This is a genomic window from Paraburkholderia sp. 2C (assembly GCF_054589215.1).
Genome location: NZ_BAAILL010000080.1, coordinates 145,182 through 164,731 on the forward strand (window position 1 = coordinate 145,182; position 19,550 = coordinate 164,731).

Sequence of the window (19,550 nt, forward strand, 5' to 3'; positions counted from 1 at the left end):
CTGTGGACTGCGAATACTACGAACAGAACTTCGTCAACAGACTCATCTGCGCGTTGCGCGACGACTTGCCCGGCCGGCGCCGGCGATAGTGCCCGTCGGTTTGCATGAGCCATGCGGACTGGTTGTCGCCGAGGAAGGCCGACAGCCCTTCCGCAATCACGCGCCGCTTCAGACGGCGGTTATTGATCGGGAACGCAACCTCGACGCGGCGGAAGAAATTGCGGTCCATCCAGTCGGCGCTCGACAGATAGACCTGTTCCTTGCCGCCGTCGTAGAAGTAGAAGATGCGATGGTGCTCGAGAAAGCGCCCGACGATCGAGCGCACCGTGATGTTCTCCGACAGCCCGGGCACGCCCGGCTGCAACGCACACACGCCGCGCACGATCAGGTCGATCTTCACGCCCGCCTGCGACGCTTCATACAACTCGGTGATCACGGTCGGCTCGAGCAGCGCGTTCATTTTCGCGACGATGCGCGCGCGCTTGCCGGCCCGCGCGTGCTCGGCCTCGTTGCGAATCGCTTCGACGAGACGCGGATGCAGCGTGAACGGCGACTGCCACAGTTCGTGCAACGAGAGCTCGCCGCCGATGCCGGTCAGTTGCTGGAACACGTGATGCACGTCTTCGCAGATCTTCTGATCGGCCGTCATCAACCCGAAGTCGGTATAAAGACGCGCGGTGCGCGGATGGTAATTGCCGGTGCCGAGGTGCACATAGCGTTTGAGCGTCGACTTGCCGGCCTCGGACACGCGCCGCACGATCAGCATCATTTTCGCATGGCACTTGTGGCCGACCACGCCATACACGACATGCGCGCCGACCGCTTCGAGCTGCGACGCCCAGTTGATGTTCGTTTCCTCGTCGAAGCGCGCGAGCAGTTCGACGACCACGGTCACTTCCTTGCCGTTGCGCGCCGCCTGCATCAGCGCGTCCATCAGCGGCGAATCGGTGCCGGTGCGATAGATGGTCTGCTTGATCGCGACCACGTTCGGGTCTTTCGCGGCCTGCAGCAGCAGTTCGAGCACTGGCTGGAAGCTTTCGTACGGGTGATGGAGCAGCACGTCGCCCTGATCGATCACGTCGAACAGGTTCGCGCTCGTGGCGATTTGCAGCGGTGTCGCCGGAATGTGCGGGACAAACTTGAGGTCCGGACGATCGACCATCTCGGGCAACTGCATGAGCCGCACGAGATTGACCGGGCCATCGACGCGGTAGCAGTCTTTCGCCGACAGCCCGCTTTCGTCGAGCAGGCGCTGCACCAGGTGCTCGGGCGTATCGGCCGATACCTCGAGCCGCACCGCGTTGCCGAGATGCCGTGCCGGCAGTTCGCCCTGCAGCGCGACGCGCAGGTTCGTGATTTCGTCCTCGTCGACGAAAAGCTCGCTGTTGCGCGTGATCCGGAACTGGTTGCAGCTGCGCACCATGAGATTCGGGAACAGCTCGTTGACGAAACGCTGCATCAGCGAGCTCAGCAGCACGAAGCCGTGCGGATAGCCGGACAGCTCCTGCGGCATGCGCACGAGCCGCGGCAGCGCGCGCGGCGCCTGCACGATGCCCATCACCGCCTGGCGGCCGAATGCATCCTTGCCCTCGAGCTCGACGACGAAGTTCAGGCTCTTGTTCAGCACGCGCGGAAATGGATGTGCGGGATCGAGGCCGATCGGCGTGAGCACCGGCAGCAATTCGTCGACGAAATAGCTGCGCGCCCATTCGGTTTGCGCATCGCTCCACGCTTCGGTGCTGTGAAAATAGATGCCTTCCTCTTCGAGCGCGGGCAGGACCGTTTCGTGCAGCATGGTGTACTGGCGGTGCACGAGTTTTTGCGCGCGTTCCGCCACGAGATCGTACACATGCTGCAGCGACATGCCGTCCGGAGACAGCGCGCCGGGATTGTCGCGCATCTGTTCCTGCAATCCGGCCATGCGGATTTCAAAGAACTCGTCGAGGTTGCTGCTGGTGATGCAGATAAAGCGTAGACGTTCGAGCAACGGAACGGCCGGATCGGCGGCCTGCGCGAGTACGCGCTCGTTGAAACCCAGAATGCCCAGCTCGCGATTCAGAAGAGGGTAGCGGATGGACATCGGCAGCGGCGATGATGCGCAATAGGATTCGAAAGGACGCTCGGAAATTCTCACAGAATGATGGTATTTTTGTGACGTTTACACATCTATCAAATTTTATCGCTAACTGACCCACGTGTCGCAAATATGACGCAGGTATTTGCGAACATGTCCCGGACGACCGTCCGCGAGGTGACATGATGGGAACCAGTATGCTTAAAATGGCGCCTTTCAACAGGGCGGACGTAGCGATGAACGTGTCGTCCGCGCGCATGGAGTCCTCACAATCGATGGCCAATAATCCGCCATTGCTCGCATCGGTCGATCTCGGTTCGAACAGCTTTCGCCTGATCGTGGGGCGTGTCGAGGAGACCGAGGCGGGCAGCCAGATCTACCAGGTCGACGCCTTGCGCGAACCGGTGCGGCTCGCTGCCGGCCTCTCGCGCGACAAGATGCTCGATCGCGCGTCGCAGGTGCGCGGCTGGGACGCGCTGCGGCGGTTCGGCGAACGGTTGCGCGATTTTCATCCCGATCATGTGCGGGCTGTCGCCACCAATACGCTGCGCGTCGCGAAAAACGCGGGCGAATTTCTTGCGGAAGCGGAGGCGGCGCTCGGTTTTCCGATCGAAGTGATCGCGGGACGCGAGGAAGCGCGGCTCATCTACGCGGGTGCCGCACACTCGGTGCCGGCGAGCGCGGGCAAGCGGCTCGTCGTCGATATCGGCGGCGGTTCGACGGAATTCATCATCGGCTCGCATTACACGCCGATCAAGATGGAAAGTCTCTATATCGGCTGCGTGAGCCATAGCCGTGCATTCTTTCCGGCCGGCAACGTCGACGAATACACGATGCGCCAGGCGGAGCTTGCCGCGTCGCGCGAAATCCAGATCATCTCCTCGGACTATAAAAAGACCGGCTGGGAGCAGGCCATCGGCTCGTCGGGCACCGCGCGTGCGCTTGCGGAACTGGTCGAGGGTAATGGCTTCAACGATGCGGGCGTCACGCATGGCATTTCGCGGGTCGGCCTCGAGCGTCTGAAGCGGGCGCTGATCAAGGCGGAAAACGTCAACCGGCTGAAGCTGATTGCGCTCAAGCCCGATCGCATTCCGGTGCTCGCGGGCGGCCTGTCGATCATGCTGGCCGTGTTCGAAGAGCTCGACATCGAGTATGTGGACACGACCGACGGCGCGCTGCGCCTTGGCGTGTTGTACGACCTGCTCGGGCGCTCGCAGCACCAGGACATGCGCACGATTACGGTCGAAGGCTTTATGCGGCGCTACGGCGTCGATCGCGCGCAGGCCGGCCGTATCGGCGAACTGGCTGTACGCTTCTACGATCAGCTCGACGAGCCGGACCCGGAACGCCGCGAAGAAAACCGCATGTTCCTCGGCTGGGCGGCGGCGCTGCACGAAATCGGGCTATCGATCTCGCATAGCGCCTATCACAAGCATTCCGCTTATATCGCGAGCAATGCGGATATGCCGGGTTTCTCGCGCACCGATCAGGCGCGCGTCGCGGCGCTCGTGCTCGGCCATGCGGGTAAGCTCGGCAAGCTCGCGCAGACGCGCGATGTGGAATGGCCGCTGCTGTTCTGTTTGCGTCTTGCGGCGTTGCTGTGCCGGCGCCGCGCCGATGTCGGGCTGCCCGAGATCATGGTCGCGCAGGCGAATGGCGGTTACGAAGTGCGTCTGCCGAATGCGTGGGTGGCGAACAATCCGTTGACCGACTACAGCCTGAGTCAGGAAGCGGCGGAGTGGGAGAAGATCCGCACGCCGTACCGGGTGGTTTATACGGATGACTAAAGAGCCGGGAAGCGAGACGGACAAGCGCCTGAGAAGCGAGCCTGAGAAGTGAGCCTGAGAAACAACAAGCCTGAGAAACAACAAGCCTGATAAGCGGACGAACCAGCACAAGAGCGGGCGATAGCCGCTCGCAGTGATCAGGTCAGATAGCGAAATGGCCCGGCAAAAGTCAATTGCCGGGCCATTTTTGTTTCGCGCACGCATGTGCGCTTTTATGCGCGCGTTTATCTGTGCTCGCGTGCGCGATGTTAGCGCTTGCTTGCCGCGAATGCGCGACCAGCCGCGGCACTTTGCTCAATCAGCGCATTAGCGCGGCGCTGCGTCGCTGAGGAAGTGGCGTGCGTAGCGCGCATTGATTTCCGACAGACGGAAGAGCGTCAGGAAGTCGGCCGCGTTGAAGTCAGGATCCCAGGCCGGCGCGCCGCAAATCTTCGCGCCAAGACGCAGGTAACCCTTGATCAGCGGCGGCGGCGCGACCTTTGCGCCCGTTTGCAGATCGTCATACGGCAGCGGCGTATGCGGAAACGCGCGGTATTCCGGCGCGGTCAGCTCCGAGTCGCGCAGCGACTTGTACAGGTTTGCCGCGTAGTGGCCGCCGTCGCCCATCGGTACGCTCGCGCAGCCGAGCATGGTCTCGTAGCCGTTGTGCTGCATGTACGAGGCGAGGCCGGCCCACAGCGACATGATCACCGAGCCGCTGCGGTAGTCGGCATGCACGCACGAACGGCCGACTTCGACCATTTTCGAGCGCAGATGGGTGAGGCGCGAGACATCGAATTCGCCTTCCGCGTAGAGGCGGCCGATACGCGCCGCCTGGTGCGGCGGCAGCACGCGGTAGGTGCCGACCACTTGCAGCGTGTCGAGGTCGCGGACCGTCAGATGATCGCAATACGCATCGAATGCGTCGACGTCGAGGCCGGCCGGGCCCGACAGGCGCGCGCCCATTTCGTCGGCGAACACGCGGTAACGCAGACGCTGCGCTTCGCGAAGTTCCTCGTCGGAGCGGACCCACGACACTTGCAGACGGTGTTGCGGGGTGACCGTTTCCTCGGTGCGTGGGAGACGGCGGCGCGGCTCAAGCGGGATCGAAGCGAAGGGCAGAGTGGGCGTCGGCAGTTCTCGCATTGTGGCGTTCCTGATCGAAAAGGTGAGCATTCCTCTTTGCTCGCCAATGTAGTAATGAGCAGTGACGTTTGCGTGGCGATGCTGTGACGATTCGATGACTTCGCGTAAGGTTGACACACTGCTGTTCGTATGGTTTCAGAATGGGCGGTGGTCTGAAGAAATGCCGTCTGATCAGATCAGATCGGGGCTGATCGCGGCGCGTAGCACGGCTTCGAGATCGCCGTTGCGTTCGCGGCTCTCTATCCACCAGATGCCGCCTTTCCTGATCGCCCAGCTGTCGCCGTTCTTCGCGACGAGGCGCGCGGCGACATGGCCGAGCGTCGGCTGATGCCCGACCACGACGACGGTCGGTGCGACGCCGTCCGGCCAGCCGGCCGCGCCGAGCACGTCGGACGCGCTCGCGTCGGGGGCGATCTCGCGGACGACGCGATATTGATCGGTCAGTGCTTCGACGGTCTGAATGGTGCGCGTGGCGGGGCTGACGATAATCACCGCGTCGTCATCGATGCGCGCGCGCAGCCATTTCGCGCCGGCCTGTGCCTGCTTGCGGCCGCGCGCCGTCAGTTGGCGGGCGAGATCGCTCGATGCGGTGTCTTCTGCTTCGGCGTGACGCCAGAGAATCAGGTTCATTGCATGTCTCCATCAGCTTGAATGTGCTTCACAGGGCGAGCTTCAAAGCGGCCGGTCGAAAGGCAATGTCGCATGCGCGATGCCGGACAGGCAAGGAGGGGGAGGGGTGTTGCGGGAGGCCGACGCGGGGAAAATCGGTCTGCAAAGTACTTCGCGCCGTGCCGCGCGACAGACCTGGAAGGGTGGCGATGGAAAAGAAAAAGGGTTTGGCGTGAGCCAAACCCTTGATTCCTTTGGTCGGAGCGAAAGGATTCGAACCTTCGACCCTCTGATCCCAAATCAGATGCGCTACCAGGCTGCGCTACGCTCCGACGAGCCGAGCATTCTATCCGGCTTTCGTGTCGACCGTCAAATCCGGGATCGTATTCGCGCCGGGCGTACGCGAAACGGCGGTGCGCATCGCCCGGCGACAAGGAAAAACTTCAGGACAAAACTTCTGCCGCGTGGTCCCGCTATATCGTCCCCATCAGCAGCAGCACGATCACGACAACCAGCACGACGCCGATGATGCCGGTCGGCTGGTAGCCCCAGCCGCGGCTGTACGGCCAGCTGGGAAAGGCGCCGATCAGCAGCAGGATCAGCACGATCAGCAGGATGGTTCCGAGCGTCATGTTGTTTCTCCCTTGATGTCTTATGACCTGCCCACGCGATGTTTCGGCGAACCGTCGCGCCCGGCCGCATTGAAGCGGCGCGCGGACACGCAGTCGGTATATGGATCGAACGGCACGGTGGTGGGCGATGCCGCGCTGTCCAATGACGATGGATCAGCAAGGCGTGTGCCCACCGGATGGTGCGGTGCGGGAAGTGAGCGGCGTGCCGCATCGGAATCGCAGCGGAAACAGAGTAAGGGCGAGGCGGCGGCGCGAGCGCGCGGCACGCGCGAACAAAAACGCGCGCCGCGCGAACAGAAAGTAGCAGAAGCGAAAGCGGCGATTCGCCTAATGCTTGCGATGCATCCAGTCGAGCATGTGATGCTCGGCGAGCCAGTGATGCATCATGCCTTCCCCGTTGTGCTCGCGCCGATAGCTTCTCGATTCGAAAACCGACAGCGCGACGAGCACCAGCAAGCCGACGCCAAGACCCACCAGGCCGGCAATTGATTCGGCATCCATGGCAGCCTCCTCGGGCCATCGTGGCCCTGACTAGCTATGCCTACATAGTAGGTCAGACGCGGCGAACTACCGAATGCGCGTGCCGGTGTTCGAGGCGTCGGCCGAAAGCGGCCACCGTTGTTCAGCGACCGTCGCGTGACGGCCTTTGCGGGTAGACTCTAACCCCACATTGAAATGTTTCGAGTCGAGCCTACGAATATCCATGAAGCGCACTTTTCTGCTTGCCCTGACACTCTCGGCCCTCGCGGGCTGCACCGATGACGTGACGTTGCATCATCACAGACCGCCGCAAGACCCGGCCGACTATCACGGCGTGCCGACCGACGACCGGCCGCCGCAAATCATCAACGCACCGGACGCGGCGCCCCAATAAACGCGAACATCGCGCACGGAGCGGCTCCGCGATGTTGCGCAAGAGGCATGTGGAAGAAACACATTACAGCGCTTACGCCGTCTCTGGTCCGATACCGCGCTCGACACGCGGCACATAGCGCGCAAGCGTGACCCCGCGTGCCGCCATGAAAACCAGCAAGGCGGCCCACAATCCGTGATTGCCGCCCGGGCCGGCGAACGCCCACGACGCGGCGACAAACACGGCAAGCGATACGACCATCGACATCATCAGTTCGCGTGTGCGCGTCGCGCCGATAAAGACGCCGTCGAGCAGAAAACCCCACACCGAAACAATCGGCGACAAAGCGGCCCAGCCGAGGTACGTTTTCGCGGACTCGCGCACGGCCGGCTGATCGGTCAACTGCGCGATGACCCATCCGCCCCCGATCCAGTAAGCGAACGAAAACGCGAGCGCGCCGATCGCCGACCATAACAGCGTGACCTGCACGGCGCGGCGAAACGCGTGGCGATCGCGCGCGCCGAGCGCCGCGCCGACGAGCGCTTCGGCCGCGTGCGCGAAGCCGTCGAGTCCGTACGACATGAAGGTCTGAAAGTTGAGCAGCAGTGCGTTCGCGGCAAGCGTCGCATCGCCCTGTCGCGCGCCCAGATGCGTGAACCACGCATACGACGACAGCAGGCACAGCGTGCGCACGAAGATGTCGCGATTGATCGCAATGAGCCGTTTGAGCGCAGCGCCATCGAACAGTTCGCTGCGCGCAATCGCGGGCAGGCCGTGCGGCCGCATGCGCCACAACAGCCACGCGCCGAATGCGAAGCCGAGTGCGTCGGCGGTCGCCGTCGCCGCGCCGATGCCCGCCACGCCCCAATCGAAGCGATACACGTAGAGCAGCACGGCCGCAATGTTGACCGTATTGATCAACACCTGCGTGATGAGCGCGAGCCGTACGCGTTGCGTACCGAGCAGCCAGCCGAGCACGACATAGTTCGCCAACGCGAACGGCGCGGCCCAGATGCGCGCGTGACAGTACGCTCGCGCATGCTGCTGCACGGCGGCGCTGCCGCCAAGCGCGCGAATGGCGTATTCGATCAGCGGTGATTGCATGGCGAGCACAGCCGCGCCGATCGCGAATGCAAGCAGCAGCGCTCGCACGACGTTGCTTCGCACACCCGCGCGGTCGTCCGCGCCGAACGCCTGCGCGACGAGCCCGGTCGTGCCCATGCGCAGAAAGCCGAAGCCCCAGAACACGAAGTTGAAGAAGAGTCCGCCGAGCGCGACGCCGCCGAGATACGAGGCGTTCGCCAGATGGCCGGCGACGGCGGTGTCGACTGCGCCGAGAATCGGTTGCGTCAGATTCGCGAGGACAATGGGAAACGCGAGCGCGAGTACGCGCCGATGCCAACGCACCGGCAACGCAGGCGCGCCGGATGACGCTGGCGTGTCATGTGAAGCGGCGTTCAACGGTCAACCGGGTTCGACGCGCGCATTCAACCGCGCTCCTGCACGCACACCCACGGCGACACGACGACCGCCCACAGCTCCGGATCGCGCGCGGCGAAATCGGCGGCCGTGTTCGCCTGCACGCGTTCGACGAGTCCGGACGCGAGCCACTGGCTCACTTGCGCGGTGTCGTCGTTTGCGATCGCTTCGGCAACGCTCACGAGGTCGAGATCGCGCGCCACGCGCAACAGCATGCCGCGCGCGAAAAAGCGCTCGAGCTCCGACCAGCCGATCTTCGCGGTTTCGCCGAGCAGCTTGGCGTACAGCGGACTTTGCGGCGGGCCTTGCGGTGTATCGGGACTGGACATCGGATTGCGCGGGAAGCGTGTGCAGTGTGGGAATCGGTCGACGACTTTCGGGCGTTACTATAAACCATCGTGGCCGGCTCGATCGTCGAACCCGCGGTCACACGTACCGATACACGTGCCGATACGCGCATCGCGTCGCTCGATGCAGCGAGCCGATACGCATCGAATGCTCAGTCGAAACAAAAGCAACGGCTGGGTGCGCTCGCGTACCAAATCGAGCATGTCGGTTTAATGACGGATGTTGCGTACGACGCATGCCGGCGCGGGCCGCATCGAACAGCGATCGAACCACGCATACGAATCGAGATGCCCATTTCATGCGGGTCTTCAAGCAATCGGCATTCCGATGAACAAATACGCGGCCATGCAATGTGAGTTGATTCGGTTTCCAAAGCGAGCGCGATGCCGCCTATCCTGATTTCGATCCGTGCGCCGACTCACATTTCTCGATCAATTAATCGATTGCACGCATATAGGGCCGTTGCTAGATTTCGTTTCGGCGCATGGTAAACCGGTCCTTTGCCGATATGCGCCGAACCCCCGTTAGCCCGGCCTCGTGCCGGGCCTTTTTTTGGTTGCGCGCGCATGCATCTTTTCGAAAAACGGGCTTTTTGAAGGGCTCCGAGCATGACCGCGAGGTCGTAAGAAGGGTGCGCGCCTCCGCTCACGCACCCGGCTCGCGACGTCACTGCTTGCAGCGAACCACCATCGAACGATTCTTGACGTTTGCGCCCAAGATGCCGCCGAGCGACCCGCCCGAGGTCGCGCCGTTGTCGACGTCCTTCGAGATCACCTCATAGCCGTAAGCGCCGCACACTTCGCCCGCGCGCTGATAGCATTCGCCCCAGTTCGAGCTCGCATCGCTGCCGCTGCAGTTGATCGCGAAGCCGGTATCGCCGTTCGGCAGATAAGTCATGGTCGTCGAACTCGCGCAGCCGGCAAGCGCCGCCACGGCGGAGATCGAAAGGCCCGCTGCCATCGCGCGCGCCGCTGCCAATACGGTATTCATTCCACGTTCCTCGCTGTTATCCAATAGTCGACACGGCCTCGCGCCGTATCTGCGTTTTCCTTTCCCATGGAGCCCGCCGCGGGGCACCGGGTTCCCGCCGGCGGGTTCCGACGGCGGAATAAGGCGCCGCGCAAGCGCGGCTCGTGTGTCCCTCTCGCGCGAACGTTTGCGCGCCGCCTTCAAGCCCGACGCGCGATGCCCATTGGCGCTGTCAGCGCGGCGGCAGGGAACGCGACGGGTCGATCGAGCGGCCGTCGTAACGGAGCTCGAAATGCAGCATCACGCGGTCGTTGTCGGTGTCGCCCATTTCCGCGATCTTCTGACCTTGCTGCACGCTCTGTCCTTCCTTTACGAGCAGCGCGCGATTGTGCGCGTACGCGGTCAGGTAGTCGGCGTTGTGCTTGATGATCAGCAGATTGCCGTAGCCGCGCAGACCGTTGCCCGCATACACGACGGTGCCCGACGCGGCCGCGACGACCGGCGTACCGGCTGTGTCGGCGATGTCGATGCCCTTCGAGTTCTTGCCGTCGAAGCGGTGGATCACGGTGCCGGCCGCAGGCCACACGAGCGAGATCGGCGGCGCGTTCGCGACATTCACCGGCGCGTCGGCTGCCGCGCCGTTTGGCGTGGCGGCGCTGCTTCGGCTGCGCGTGCTCGCGGTCGACGTGGCGCCCGACGTGGTAGCCGCCGCTGTGCCGGCGGGCGGTGCGACGCGCAGCACCTGGCCTACTTCGATCGAATCCGGATTCGACAGATTGTTCCAGCGCACGATGCTCGACACCGGCTGCCGGTTATCGCGCGCGATCTTCGTCAGCGTGTCACCCCGTTCGACACGGTAAAACCCCGGCCCCACCGGAGCGGAGCCGCATGCGGCCAGCACTGCGACTACCGTTGCGACCAGGGGGGCGCAGACGAGCCGTCTCATTCTTGTTGTCAACATTGGACCTCGCAAAACCGTCGCCGCGCGATGGCCGGCAATTTCCGCTTACTGATGACCGGAACTGTCGGCGCGCTAATGTCGTACCAACACGCGGCCAAAAAGAAAACGCCTGATTCTAACGGTTTTGCACTGCAGCACAGAAAAATCGGCGCCATGCGCGGAGGTCTCATCGCCCGCGCATGCGCGCAACTCGTTTCAATGCGCCCGATATGCGCAATGCGGTTAGCGGTGAATACTGCAGACGATTCGCCGCCTTACGGCAACGAGCCAACCGAGATGCGCAGCGCCGCCGTTTCCGCTTCACCGGGTTCGAGCCAACGCAAGCCTTCTTCGTTGTGAATGGCGTCGGGCAGGCCGAGCCACGGCTCGACGCAGTAGAAGTCCGACTCCGGCTTCTCGGTCCATGTGGTGACGGCGAACCACGGCACCGAACCGGGCCGCTGCAGATCGATCGTGATGCTGCGATTGAGGCCCAGCTGAACCAGCCGGACCGGATGCGCGGCCGCGCCCTTCAGGCAGTGAAAGCGATCGATGATCCGGTCTTCGTCGAGCCGGTAGCTCGGCTCGCCGGGTTCGGGCGCCGCCAGCGTGCCGTCCGGCAACTGATAGCGCGTTTCGGTGCACGGCAGTTCGAGCACCGTCTCGTTGCGCTGCGTATGCGGTAGCGCGAAGTAGAAGTGATGGCCGGCGTAGTACGGCAGGGCGGTGTCGCCGGTGTTCGAGGTGGTCAGCTCGACGTCGAGCGTGTGCGTATCGACGAGCCGATAGGTCGCTTCGAAGCGGAAGCCGAACGGGTAGCCGGTGCGCGTCGCTGCGCTATCGGCGAGCGTCATGCGCACGGTTGCGCGGGCGTCGTCGAGCGTCGCGTCGAAGGCGAGATCCCGCGCGAAGCCATGCATCGGCAATGCGCGCACCGTGCCTTGCCGGTCGCGCCATTCGCCGATGCGCCCATCGACGAAATGACGGCCGAGAAACGGAAACAGCAACGGGTTGCCACCGCGAATTTTCGCGGGGTGCGTCCAGTCCGCATGGTCGGGCCAGAAAATGACGGGGCTGCCGTCTATTTCCCAAGACAGCAGCCGGCCGCCGGCTTGTGGCGCAAAGCGCAGCCGCGACGGGCCTTGTGCGATCTCGAGGATGTCCTGTTGCTGGAATTGAGACATGGTCGGTGCGATGTTAAAGCGGGTTGATCGAACTTGAAGCGCAAACGTAAAACACAAACATGAGCACGAACATGAGCGCGAACACGAAGCGCGAACGTCAAGCGTAGCTCAGCAAACGGCGCTGCGTGCGACTCACGCGCTCCGTGCGATGCCGCCGCCGGGTTGCCGCTGATTGTGCGCCGCTTTGCGCTACGGGGAAACCCTTTGTCGGGAAATTGCGAGTGTCGTCGAAGCGTCGCACGCGTCGATAATCTGCCTGAAGGCCCGATTAACTCGATCTGGATATCGGGCTCATCGTTTCCGGAGGCGTTATGGATCTCGCAATGGCAATGGGCGTGGCACTGCTCGGGATGTTCGCGGGCAGTACGATTTATTTTTTCCATAAAGTGACACGCTAAAACGGGGCGTCGAGATCCGCGAAGCCGGACGCGCGTTGCGTATCCGGTCAACGTCCTCTCTGTGCAGGCCCGCCTTGAACGGCGGGCCTTTTTGCTTTCAGTGTCGAAAGATTCGCGCGCGGCGGGAGGCGGGGCCAAGGCGCGCGATTAAAAAACTGCGTGAAACTGCGCCGCAGTGCGGAAAAAAATTGATGAAAAAATCGCCGGGCGCTTGGCGGGTACGCATCGCCCAGGCATAATCGACGCGCTCCCAGATCGCCGGGAAAGCTACGCCCGGCGCGCTGTCTCCCAATCTCTTTCTTCCGTGAGGGCCGTCGCGTGAGCCTGTCGTTTCTGATTTTCCTGAGCGTGCTGCAGGGCGTCACCGAACTCTTTCCGGTCAGCAGCCTCGGCCATACGCTGCTCGTGCCCGCGTTGTTCGGCATGCATATCGACAAGCACGCGCCGCAATTGCTGCCGTTCCTCGTCGCGCTGCATCTGGGCACCGCGCTTGCGTTGCTCTGGTATTTCCGCGTGCGCTGGATCGCGCTGATCGGCGGCTTTTTCGCATCGCTCGGCGGGCGACGCAACGAAGACGGTCACATGATGTGGGCGCTGATCATCGGCACGATTCCGGCGGGCATCGTCGGCCTTTTGCTCGAGAAACGTCTGGAGCGCGTGTTTCATGACCTGCGTATCGTGGCGATCGCGTTGATCGTCAACGGCGTTCTGCTGTGGGTGGGCGACCGTCTGCAGCGCTCGCGCGCGCATCGTCCGCCGGAGAAGCTCACGTTCAGGCAGGCGTTTTTCGTCGGCCTCGCCCAGGTGGGCGCGCTGATTCCCGGCTTCTCGCGTAGCGGCCTCACGATGATCGCGGGCAATGCAGCGGGACTGACCGCGGAGAAGGCCGCGGAATTCGCGTTCTTGCTCGGTACGCCGATTATTTTCGCCGCGGGCCTGCTCGAAGTGCCGAAGCTCTTTCATGCGCCGGAGCAGCTTGGCGATGCGGTGCTCGGCGGTGTGCTGACGGCAATTGCCGCTTATCTGAGCGTGCGCTTTCTGATGCGCTATTTCGAAGGGCGCGGGCGGCTCGCGTCGTTTGGCGTCTATTGCGTGATCGCGGGTCTCGTCTGTCTCGGCTGGTTTATCACGCATCCGCAGCCGGTGGTGTGACGATCAGGCGGGCACTGTCATCAGCCGCGCGTACCGCGACGGCTTCGCGCTCGGGTAGAATGCCGGCTCGCCCGCAATGGGCGAGCGTCGAAGCGGCTTGATTCGGTGAACGGGTGGATTCGTGGAGAATTCCTCCCGCCGCGTTCGGTCACAGGTGAAATGAGCGGTGCATTGGTGTAGCATCACCGCTCTTTCGTGCGGCAGTAGCTCAGCTGGATAGAGCATCGGCCTTCTAAGCCGAGGGGCGGGGGTTCGAGTCCCTCCTGCCGCGCCAATTGTTTTTTATCCGGCTTTTCATCGCATCCATCCAAGCCCCGCTTCCGTCCCATCGGCCGGAAAGTACTCGGCGCCGATCCATCCGGCCCAGCCGGCAGTCTGCAGCGCCTCGAACACCTTCGGAAAGTTGATCTCGCCGGTACCGGGCTCATGGCGCCCGGGCACATCCGCGATCTGCACGTGCGCCGCATACGGCAGGCTCGTCAACATCCGCTCGATCAGATTTCCCTCGCCGCGCTGCAGGTGAAACAGATCGAGCATGATCTTCAGGTTCGGACGTTTCAACGTCTCGATCAGCGCGATCGCCTGCTGCTGTGCAGTCAGAAGATAGGTGGGGCGATCGACGGCATTGAGCGGCTCGATCATCACCGTCAGCGCATATTGCGCGGCGATGCCGCACGCTTCGTCGATATTCGCCCGATACGTATCCCATGCGGCTTCGTGCGGCACCGATGCGTCGACCATGCCCGCCATCACGTGAACATTCGGACACCCGATCACCTGCGCGTATTCGAACGCTTCGTGCAGCGACTCGATAAACGCGCTGCGCCGGCGCGGATCGGCGGCGAGACCCCAGTCGCCTGCCTTCACATCGCCGGGCGCGGTGTTGATGCCGATCATCGGCAGGCCGTGCTCGCTTAGCGTGTCGCGCAACTGGGCAGGCGGGACGTCATACGGGAACCACATTTCGACGGCGCCAAAGCCGGTTGCGCGCGCGGCGGCGATACGTTCGGCAAGCGGACGGTCCTGGAACAGCGTCGAGAGATTGGCGGAGAACTTGAACATGTGTGGAGTGGGCGTGTTGCGGTGACGGGTGGTAACTGAGTACGGGAAATGGGTGTGGTGAATGAGCGTGCTAAATGAGCGCAGTAATTGGGCTCAGGCATTCAGAAACTTGAGGATTTCGGACGCGACGGCCCGCGGCGCCTCGCGCTGCGGAAAATGACCGACGCCGTCGAGCACAACGCGTTCGTAGCGGCCGGTGAAGAACCGCTCGCGGCCGGCTGACGATGCGGGATCATTGCACAGATCGGCGCCGCCGTGCGGCACCAGGGCCGGGAGGCCGAGCGCCGGCGCGCGCTTCAGTTGCGCATCGTGCGCGGCATATGCGGGGTCGCCTTCCGCAAAAGCCCAGCGATGGCGGTACGAATGCACGACCACTCGTGCCCAGTCTGGACCGTCGAACGCGCGCCACGCTTTCTCGAAGGCGTCTTCGGTGTAGCGGCCGGCGGTCGACCACGTGTCCCACATCGGCCGCGCGAACGCGCGCCGGTCGCGCTCGACCGTATCCAGCCCGCGCGGCGTACGCGCCGGACGGCGATAAGGCCGATGGTGCGCGGCGGGGTGAGCGGCTGATGCGCGAGCGCGAAGGGCGCGTCCTACAATCGTTGATGGTGAGATCGGGCCGCATCGTGCGTGCTATTCTTTTGAGGTCCAGATCGAAGACGCGCCGATCATCGGCCCGCCCCCGACCATCCACGGAGATCCAAGCAAAATGCCGATCCTAAACCGGACTTCGCGTCAACTGCGTCACTCCCGTTACCTGAGCCAATGGGCGATCGGCGTCGTGCTCGTTGCGGGCTCGCTTGCCGCGCACGCGGCGAACCTCGGCTTCCTGAACGACACGCCGATCAGCTACATGAAGCAGCGCGACATCGATTCGCTGCGCGCGGCCGCGTTCCAGGCGCTCGACAACAAGCAGGACAACGAATCCGTCACGTGGAACAACGAGGGCACCGGCAACGGCGTGAAGATCGACGCGCAACTGACCCCCGTCGATACCGCGAAGGACGGCGCCAACACCTGCCGCACGGTGCGTGTGGTGCTCAATGCGAAGGGGCAGTCGGTGAATCTGGGGCCGCGCTTTTGCCGTCAGGGCAACAGCGGCCGCTGGATCCTGCAGAAGAAGCGTTGAGCCAACGTATCGTTTCATGCGGCGTCGTACTGCTCACGCCCGACGGTCGCGTGTTGCTCGCACATGCGACCGGCACCAGTCATTGGGATATTCCGAAGGGGCACGGTGAAGCCGGCGAGGAGCCCGCGGTCACGGCATTGCGCGAACTGGTCGAGGAGACCAACATCACGCTCGGCGTCGAGCGGCTCAAGGATCTCGGCCGTTTCGTCTACCGGCGCGATAAGGACTTGCATCTGTTTGCCGTGCGGGCGCGTTCGAACGAACTCGATCTGAGCGCGTGCACGTGCACGTCGCTATTTCCGCGCCGCTCGGACGGTGTGATGATTCCCGAGATGGATGCGTACCGCTGGTGCCGGCCCGACGAAGTCGAGCGGTATGCAAGCCGCAGCCTTACGCGGTTATTTCAGACGACATTATCGCTGGCGGAACTGCATCAGTCGCTTTGAGCGATTGGGCGTCAAAGCGGCGAAATGTCGATAGGCGAAATGTCGATAGGCGATACGGCCATATGCGCCGCCGCAGGTTGCGCGCGGCGCGCGGCGCCGTCGAGCCCGCCGCTCAGTCCAGCGCCTTATCGTTCGGATGCGCGAACAACGCGCGCATTTCCTGCGACAGCGGGTAATTCAGGTTGATCCCGTGCGGCGGAATCGGCTGCGTGAACCACACGTTGTAGAGCCGCTCCGCTTCGCCCGACGTCTGCATCCGTGAAATCACACCGTTGACGAGGTCGCGAAACGGCTCGTCGCCCTTGCGGAACATGCAGGCGTAGCTCTCGTAGCCGAGCGGCGTGCCGGTCACGATAAAGTCGTCGGGGCGCGGGTCGGTTGCGCGAAAGCCATACAGAATCGGCTCGTCCATCACGAATGCCACCGCGCGGTCCGACTTGACCGCCGCGAATGCGTCCGAGTGGTCTTTCACGCTCGCAATGCGCATGTTCAACTGTTTCTCGCTGTTCAACTGCCGCACAAGCCGCTCGTCGGACGTGCCCGCGGTGGTCACGACCGGCTTGCCCGCGAGATCGGGGAAATCGGTAATGCCCGCGTTCTTGCGCGCGAGCATTCGCACGGCGTACTGAAAGAAACTGTTTGAAAACGCAGCGACGTTCTCGCGATCGCGTGTGTGCGTGGTCGAGCCGCACTCGAGGTCGATCTGATTGTTGACGAGCATCAGGAAGCGGTTGGCGGACGTGATCGACACTTCACGCACGCGCAGATTCGGCATGCCCAGCGTCTTGCGGATTTCGTCGACAATCGCGAGCGCGATCGTCTGCGAATAGCCGACCGTGCGGCTGCCATCGGAGTACGAAAATGGAATCGACGCTTCGCGCACGCCGAGCACGACCACGCCTTCGTCGCGAATCTTCTTGAGCGTGCCGGCGAGTTCTTCGGAACGTGCGGCCGACGCGGCCGATGCGCCAGCCCCGCTAGACGGCGTGGACGCATAGGCGGCCGTGCATGTCGCGATCAACGCGGTGAATGTCGCGAGTGTCCTGAATGTCGCGAACCGGGTGCATACGGCGGTAGGTCGCGCGATCGCGGCAAGTGCGATACGCCAGTCTCGAAGTGCAGCGTTCATCAATCGTTTCCCCCGGGCCGGCGTTTCTTCCGCCCGCCCTGTCACCCTCGAAGGACCGTTGTTATCGGTAACCTATCTGTGGCGAAACGCCTTTCCGCGTTACGCTGGCTTGCCCCAACTGTCGCGCAGACTGACGATGCGATTGAATACGGGTTTGCCCGGCTTCGTGTCGTAACGATCGGCGACGAAATAGCCGTGGCGTTCAAACTGATAGCGTTGCTCGGGCGACGCCTCGCGCGCGCCCGGTTCGACGTATGCCTGTGCGATCCGCTTCGACTCGGGATTCAGCGCCTCGAGGAAATCCCGGCCGCCCGCGTCGGGCTGCGCTTCCTTGAAGAGGCGGTCGTAGAGACGCACTTCCGCGGGACACGCGCCGGCCGCGCTGAGCCAGTGAATCGTGCCCTTCACCTTGTAGCTGTTCGCGCCTTCGGTGCCCGAGCGGCTGTCCGGAAAGTAGTTGCAGTGCACTGCGACGATATGGCCGTTTTCGTCCTTGTCGGCGCCCGTGCATTCGACGACATAGCCGTATTTCAGCCGCACCCTGTTGCCCGGAAACAACCGGAAGTAGCCCTTCGGCGGCGTCTCGTTGAAGTCCTCACGCTCGATCCACAGTTCGCGCGAGAACGGGAATGTGCGCGTGCCGCGTTCCGGATGATGCGGATGCACGGGCGCGCTGCATGCTTCGGTCGTGCCTTCGGGGTAGTTGTCGATGATGAGCTTCAGCGGATCGAGCACTGCGGTCGCGCGCGGCGCCTTCTCGTCGAGATCGTCGCGCAGTGCGCCTTCGAATACGCTCATGTCGATCCACGAGTCGACCTTCGTCACGCCGATGCGGTCGCACAGTAACTGGATCGATTCGGGCGTGAAGCCGCGCCGGCGCAAACCGACGATGGTCGGCATGCGCGGATCGTCCCAGCCGTCGACGTGGCCTTCGGTCACGAGTTGCAGCAGTTTGCGCTTGCTCGTGATCGCATAGGTGAGGTTCAACCGCGAGAACTCGATTTGCTGCGGCAGCGGCCGCGTGAAGACGCCGGCGGCGGCGAGTTCGTCGAGAATCCAGTCGTAGAGCGGCCGGTGGTCTTCGAATTCGAGCGTGCACAGCGAATGCGTGATGTTTTCGAGCGCATCCGAAATGCAGTGCGTGTAGTCGTACATCGGATACACGCACCAGGTGTCGCCGGTGCGGTAGTGATGCGCGAAGCGGATGCGGTACAGCACCGGGTCGCGCATGTTGAAGTTCGGCGACGCCATGTCGATCTTCGCGCGCAGCACATGCTCGCCTTCCTTGAACTCGCCGGCCTTCATGCGGCGGAACAGGTCGAGGTTCTCCTGGACCGGGCGCTCGCGATACGGCGACGGCGTGCCCGGCTCGGTGGCCGAGCCGCGATTCACGCGCATGGCTTCGGCCGACTGGCTATCCACATAGGCCTTGCCGCGCTCGATCAGCAGTTCGGCGAACGCGTAGAGCGTGTCGTAGTAGTCGCTCGCAAAGTACAGGTGCTCGTTTTCGTCTTTCTTCCATTCGAAGCCGAGCCATTTCACCGCGTCGATAATCGATTCGACGTACTCGAAGCTTTCCTTTTCCGGATTCGTATCGTCGAAGCGCAGGTGACACACGCCGCCGTAGCTGCGCGCGATGCCGAAGTTCAGACAGATGCTCTTGGCGTGGCCGATGTGCAGATAGCCGTTCGGCTCGGGCGGGAAGCGCGTTTCCACGCGTTGGCCCCACTTACCGGAGCGATTGTCGTCGTCGATGATGTTGCGGATGAAGTTGGCGGCGGGCGCGGCGGCGGATGCCTCGCCGTGCTCGCTGTGCTTGCGTTCTGTACTCATGCGAATGGGAAAAAGTGACGAGGGCGCGTGCTGCTCCCTCTAATCCGACAATTCTACCTGACGGCATTGTGAGGTACAGCGCTTTGACGCGGCCACGCATCGGCAGGAGCCGCGCAGGGCGCGCCGACGCACGAGGGTGGCGCTCGAGGGTGGCGCTCGAGCAGGCCCGGAGCCCGGCGTGAGGCGATCCGAAAGGCGCTGTAACAGGACGTAAATCGGTTTGAACCGCGGACGCCGGCGCCGGTAGCATGCCGCCATCGGCGAAGTGGGTCCGGGGTCCGAAGCCATCCGTCGGCTGAATGCGGGTGCAAGGTGGCGGATGCAGGCTGTCCGTCTTTTGCCGGGTTCGCCGGGTTTGCCGGTACTTCGCTGCACGGTCGTGGACGGTTCGCGCGACGCGC

Annotated in this window: 18 protein-coding genes, 2 tRNA genes and 1 pseudogene; 6 read left to right on the top strand and 15 right to left on the bottom strand. The window is 63.3% G+C overall.

Annotated elements, in window-relative coordinates; translation table 11 throughout:
- Positions 1-16: 16 nt before the first annotated feature.
- Positions 17-2,080, bottom strand: coding sequence for a polyphosphate kinase 1 (gene ppk1, locus ACYPXD_RS33875; RefSeq protein ID WP_459722926.1), 2,064 nt, complete (start codon positions 2,078-2,080; stop codon positions 17-19).
- 230 nt (positions 2,081-2,310) lie between these two features.
- Between ppk1 and ppx the strand changes: the two genes are divergently transcribed.
- A complete protein-coding gene (gene ppx / locus ACYPXD_RS33880; protein ID WP_459722929.1) occupies positions 2,311-3,861 on the top strand; it encodes an exopolyphosphatase in 1,551 nt (516 codons plus the stop codon).
- A 306-nt stretch (positions 3,862-4,167) separates the two neighbouring features.
- On the opposite strand, the gene ACYPXD_RS33885 is transcribed toward ppx, so the two are convergent.
- From ACYPXD_RS33885 to ACYPXD_RS33905, 5 genes are all read right to left on the bottom strand, one after another.
- Positions 4,168-4,986 (bottom strand): GNAT family N-acetyltransferase, encoded by an 819-nt coding sequence (locus ACYPXD_RS33885; protein ID WP_459722932.1) that lies wholly within the window; start codon positions 4,984-4,986, stop codon positions 4,168-4,170.
- Positions 4,987-5,157: 171 nt separating this feature from the next.
- Positions 5,158-5,616: a SixA phosphatase family protein gene (locus ACYPXD_RS33890; RefSeq protein ID WP_459722936.1), complete on the bottom strand. Its 459-nt coding sequence runs from the start codon at positions 5,614-5,616 to the stop codon at positions 5,158-5,160.
- Positions 5,617-5,850: 234 nt separating this feature from the next.
- Positions 5,851-5,927: transfer RNA gene (locus ACYPXD_RS33895), tRNA-Pro, on the bottom strand.
- Between the two features lie 141 nt (positions 5,928-6,068).
- Positions 6,069-6,227: a DUF3309 family protein gene (locus ACYPXD_RS33900; protein WP_075157690.1), complete on the bottom strand. Its 159-nt coding sequence runs from the start codon at positions 6,225-6,227 to the stop codon at positions 6,069-6,071.
- 327 nt (positions 6,228-6,554) lie between these two features.
- Positions 6,555-6,728, bottom strand: coding sequence for a hypothetical protein (locus tag ACYPXD_RS33905; protein WP_459722939.1), 174 nt, complete (start codon positions 6,726-6,728; stop codon positions 6,555-6,557).
- Positions 6,729-6,930: 202 nt separating this feature from the next.
- On the opposite strand from ACYPXD_RS33905, the gene ACYPXD_RS33910 reads away from it, so the two are divergent.
- Positions 6,931-7,101, top strand: a complete 171-nt coding sequence (locus ACYPXD_RS33910; protein WP_459722942.1) for a hypothetical protein — start codon at positions 6,931-6,933, stop codon at positions 7,099-7,101.
- Between the two features lie 72 nt (positions 7,102-7,173).
- Here the strand turns inward: ACYPXD_RS33910 and ACYPXD_RS33915 are convergent, their stop codons facing one another.
- From ACYPXD_RS33915 to ACYPXD_RS33935, 5 genes are all read right to left on the bottom strand, one after another.
- Positions 7,174-8,541, bottom strand: a complete 1,368-nt coding sequence (locus ACYPXD_RS33915) for an MATE family efflux transporter (RefSeq protein ID WP_459722945.1) — start codon at positions 8,539-8,541, stop codon at positions 7,174-7,176.
- A 26-nt stretch (positions 8,542-8,567) separates the two neighbouring features.
- On the bottom strand, positions 8,568-8,888 hold the full coding sequence (locus tag ACYPXD_RS33920; RefSeq protein WP_459722948.1) for a DUF2288 domain-containing protein: 321 nt from the start codon (positions 8,886-8,888) through the stop codon (positions 8,568-8,570).
- A gap of 685 nt (positions 8,889-9,573) precedes the next feature.
- Positions 9,574-9,897 carry a hypothetical protein gene (locus tag ACYPXD_RS33925; protein WP_459722951.1) on the bottom strand — a complete coding sequence of 108 codons (324 nt, stop codon included), beginning with the start codon at positions 9,895-9,897 and terminating at the stop codon, positions 9,574-9,576.
- 211 nt (positions 9,898-10,108) lie between these two features.
- Entirely contained in the window at positions 10,109-10,837 is a 729-nt protein-coding gene (locus ACYPXD_RS33930) for a peptidoglycan DD-metalloendopeptidase family protein (protein ID WP_459722955.1), read from the bottom strand.
- Between the two features lie 254 nt (positions 10,838-11,091).
- Positions 11,092-12,000, bottom strand: a complete 909-nt coding sequence (locus ACYPXD_RS33935; protein ID WP_459722958.1) for an aldose epimerase family protein — start codon at positions 11,998-12,000, stop codon at positions 11,092-11,094.
- A gap of 716 nt (positions 12,001-12,716) precedes the next feature.
- Between ACYPXD_RS33935 and ACYPXD_RS33940 the strand changes: the two genes are divergently transcribed.
- Entirely contained in the window at positions 12,717-13,550 is an 834-nt protein-coding gene (locus ACYPXD_RS33940; protein WP_459722962.1) for an undecaprenyl-diphosphate phosphatase, read from the top strand.
- A 197-nt stretch (positions 13,551-13,747) separates the two neighbouring features.
- Positions 13,748-13,824, top strand: a tRNA-Arg gene (locus ACYPXD_RS33945).
- A 20-nt stretch (positions 13,825-13,844) separates the two neighbouring features.
- On the opposite strand, the gene ACYPXD_RS33950 is transcribed toward ACYPXD_RS33945, so the two are convergent.
- Both ACYPXD_RS33950 and ACYPXD_RS33955 read right to left on the bottom strand, forming a co-directional pair.
- Positions 13,845-14,612, bottom strand: coding sequence for a hydroxypyruvate isomerase family protein (locus ACYPXD_RS33950; RefSeq protein WP_459722965.1), 768 nt, complete (start codon positions 14,610-14,612; stop codon positions 13,845-13,847).
- A 93-nt stretch (positions 14,613-14,705) separates the two neighbouring features.
- Positions 14,706-15,131 (bottom strand): annotated as a pseudogene (locus ACYPXD_RS33955) (alpha/beta fold hydrolase); the annotation flags it as partial.
- A gap of 190 nt (positions 15,132-15,321) precedes the next feature.
- Here ACYPXD_RS33955 and ACYPXD_RS33960 point away from each other — a divergent pair.
- Both ACYPXD_RS33960 and ACYPXD_RS33965 read left to right on the top strand, forming a co-directional pair.
- Entirely contained in the window at positions 15,322-15,741 is a 420-nt protein-coding gene (locus ACYPXD_RS33960; RefSeq protein WP_459722970.1) for a hypothetical protein, read from the top strand.
- Complete coding sequence (locus ACYPXD_RS33965; RefSeq protein ID WP_459722976.1) at positions 15,738-16,187, top strand: NUDIX hydrolase; 450 nt, start codon at positions 15,738-15,740, stop codon at positions 16,185-16,187. Before ACYPXD_RS33960 ends, ACYPXD_RS33965 begins: the two co-directional genes overlap by 4 nt.
- Positions 16,188-16,299: 112 nt before the next feature.
- On the opposite strand, the gene ACYPXD_RS33970 is transcribed toward ACYPXD_RS33965, so the two are convergent.
- The gene (locus ACYPXD_RS33970) at positions 16,300-17,316 is read right to left on the bottom strand and encodes a transporter substrate-binding domain-containing protein (RefSeq protein ID WP_459722981.1); all 1,017 of its coding nucleotides are present in this window, start codon (positions 17,314-17,316) and stop codon (positions 16,300-16,302) included.
- Positions 17,317-17,415: 99 nt separating this feature from the next.
- A complete protein-coding gene (locus ACYPXD_RS33975; protein ID WP_459722986.1) occupies positions 17,416-19,149 on the bottom strand; it encodes a glutamine--tRNA ligase/YqeY domain fusion protein in 1,734 nt (577 codons plus the stop codon).
- Positions 19,150-19,550 lie beyond the last annotated feature (401 nt).

What these genes read in the sequence shown, in the direction of transcription:
- ppx (WP_459722929.1), top strand. Translation starts at nt 2,311, where the DNA reads ATGAACGTGTCGTCCGCGCGCATGGAGTCCTCACAATCGATGGCCAAT.
- ACYPXD_RS33925 (WP_459722951.1), bottom strand. Translation starts at nt 9,897, where the DNA reads ATGAATACCGTATTGGCAGCGGCGCGCGCGATGGCAGCGGGCCTTTCG.
- ACYPXD_RS33905 (WP_459722939.1), bottom strand. Translation starts at nt 6,728, where the DNA reads ATGGATGCCGAATCAATTGCCGGCCTGGTGGGTCTTGGCGTCGGCTTG.
- ACYPXD_RS33910 (WP_459722942.1), top strand. Translation starts at nt 6,931, where the DNA reads ATGAAGCGCACTTTTCTGCTTGCCCTGACACTCTCGGCCCTCGCGGGC.
- ACYPXD_RS33900 (WP_075157690.1), bottom strand. Translation starts at nt 6,227, where the DNA reads ATGACGCTCGGAACCATCCTGCTGATCGTGCTGATCCTGCTGCTGATC.
- ppk1 (WP_459722926.1), bottom strand. Translation starts at nt 2,080, where the DNA reads ATGTCCATCCGCTACCCTCTTCTGAATCGCGAGCTGGGCATTCTGGGT.
- ACYPXD_RS33930 (WP_459722955.1), bottom strand. Translation starts at nt 10,837, where the DNA reads ATGTTGACAACAAGAATGAGACGGCTCGTCTGCGCCCCCCTGGTCGCA.
- ACYPXD_RS33960 (WP_459722970.1), top strand. Translation starts at nt 15,322, where the DNA reads ATGCCGATCCTAAACCGGACTTCGCGTCAACTGCGTCACTCCCGTTAC.
- ACYPXD_RS33920 (WP_459722948.1), bottom strand. Translation starts at nt 8,888, where the DNA reads ATGTCCAGTCCCGATACACCGCAAGGCCCGCCGCAAAGTCCGCTGTAC.
- ACYPXD_RS33890 (WP_459722936.1), bottom strand. Translation starts at nt 5,616, where the DNA reads ATGAACCTGATTCTCTGGCGTCACGCCGAAGCAGAAGACACCGCATCG.
- ACYPXD_RS33950 (WP_459722965.1), bottom strand. Translation starts at nt 14,612, where the DNA reads ATGTTCAAGTTCTCCGCCAATCTCTCGACGCTGTTCCAGGACCGTCCG.
- ACYPXD_RS33935 (WP_459722958.1), bottom strand. Translation starts at nt 12,000, where the DNA reads ATGTCTCAATTCCAGCAACAGGACATCCTCGAGATCGCACAAGGCCCG.
- ACYPXD_RS33970 (WP_459722981.1), bottom strand. Translation starts at nt 17,316, where the DNA reads ATGAACGCTGCACTTCGAGACTGGCGTATCGCACTTGCCGCGATCGCG.
- ACYPXD_RS33885 (WP_459722932.1), bottom strand. Translation starts at nt 4,986, where the DNA reads ATGCGAGAACTGCCGACGCCCACTCTGCCCTTCGCTTCGATCCCGCTT.
- ACYPXD_RS33975 (WP_459722986.1), bottom strand. Translation starts at nt 19,149, where the DNA reads ATGAGTACAGAACGCAAGCACAGCGAGCACGGCGAGGCATCCGCCGCC.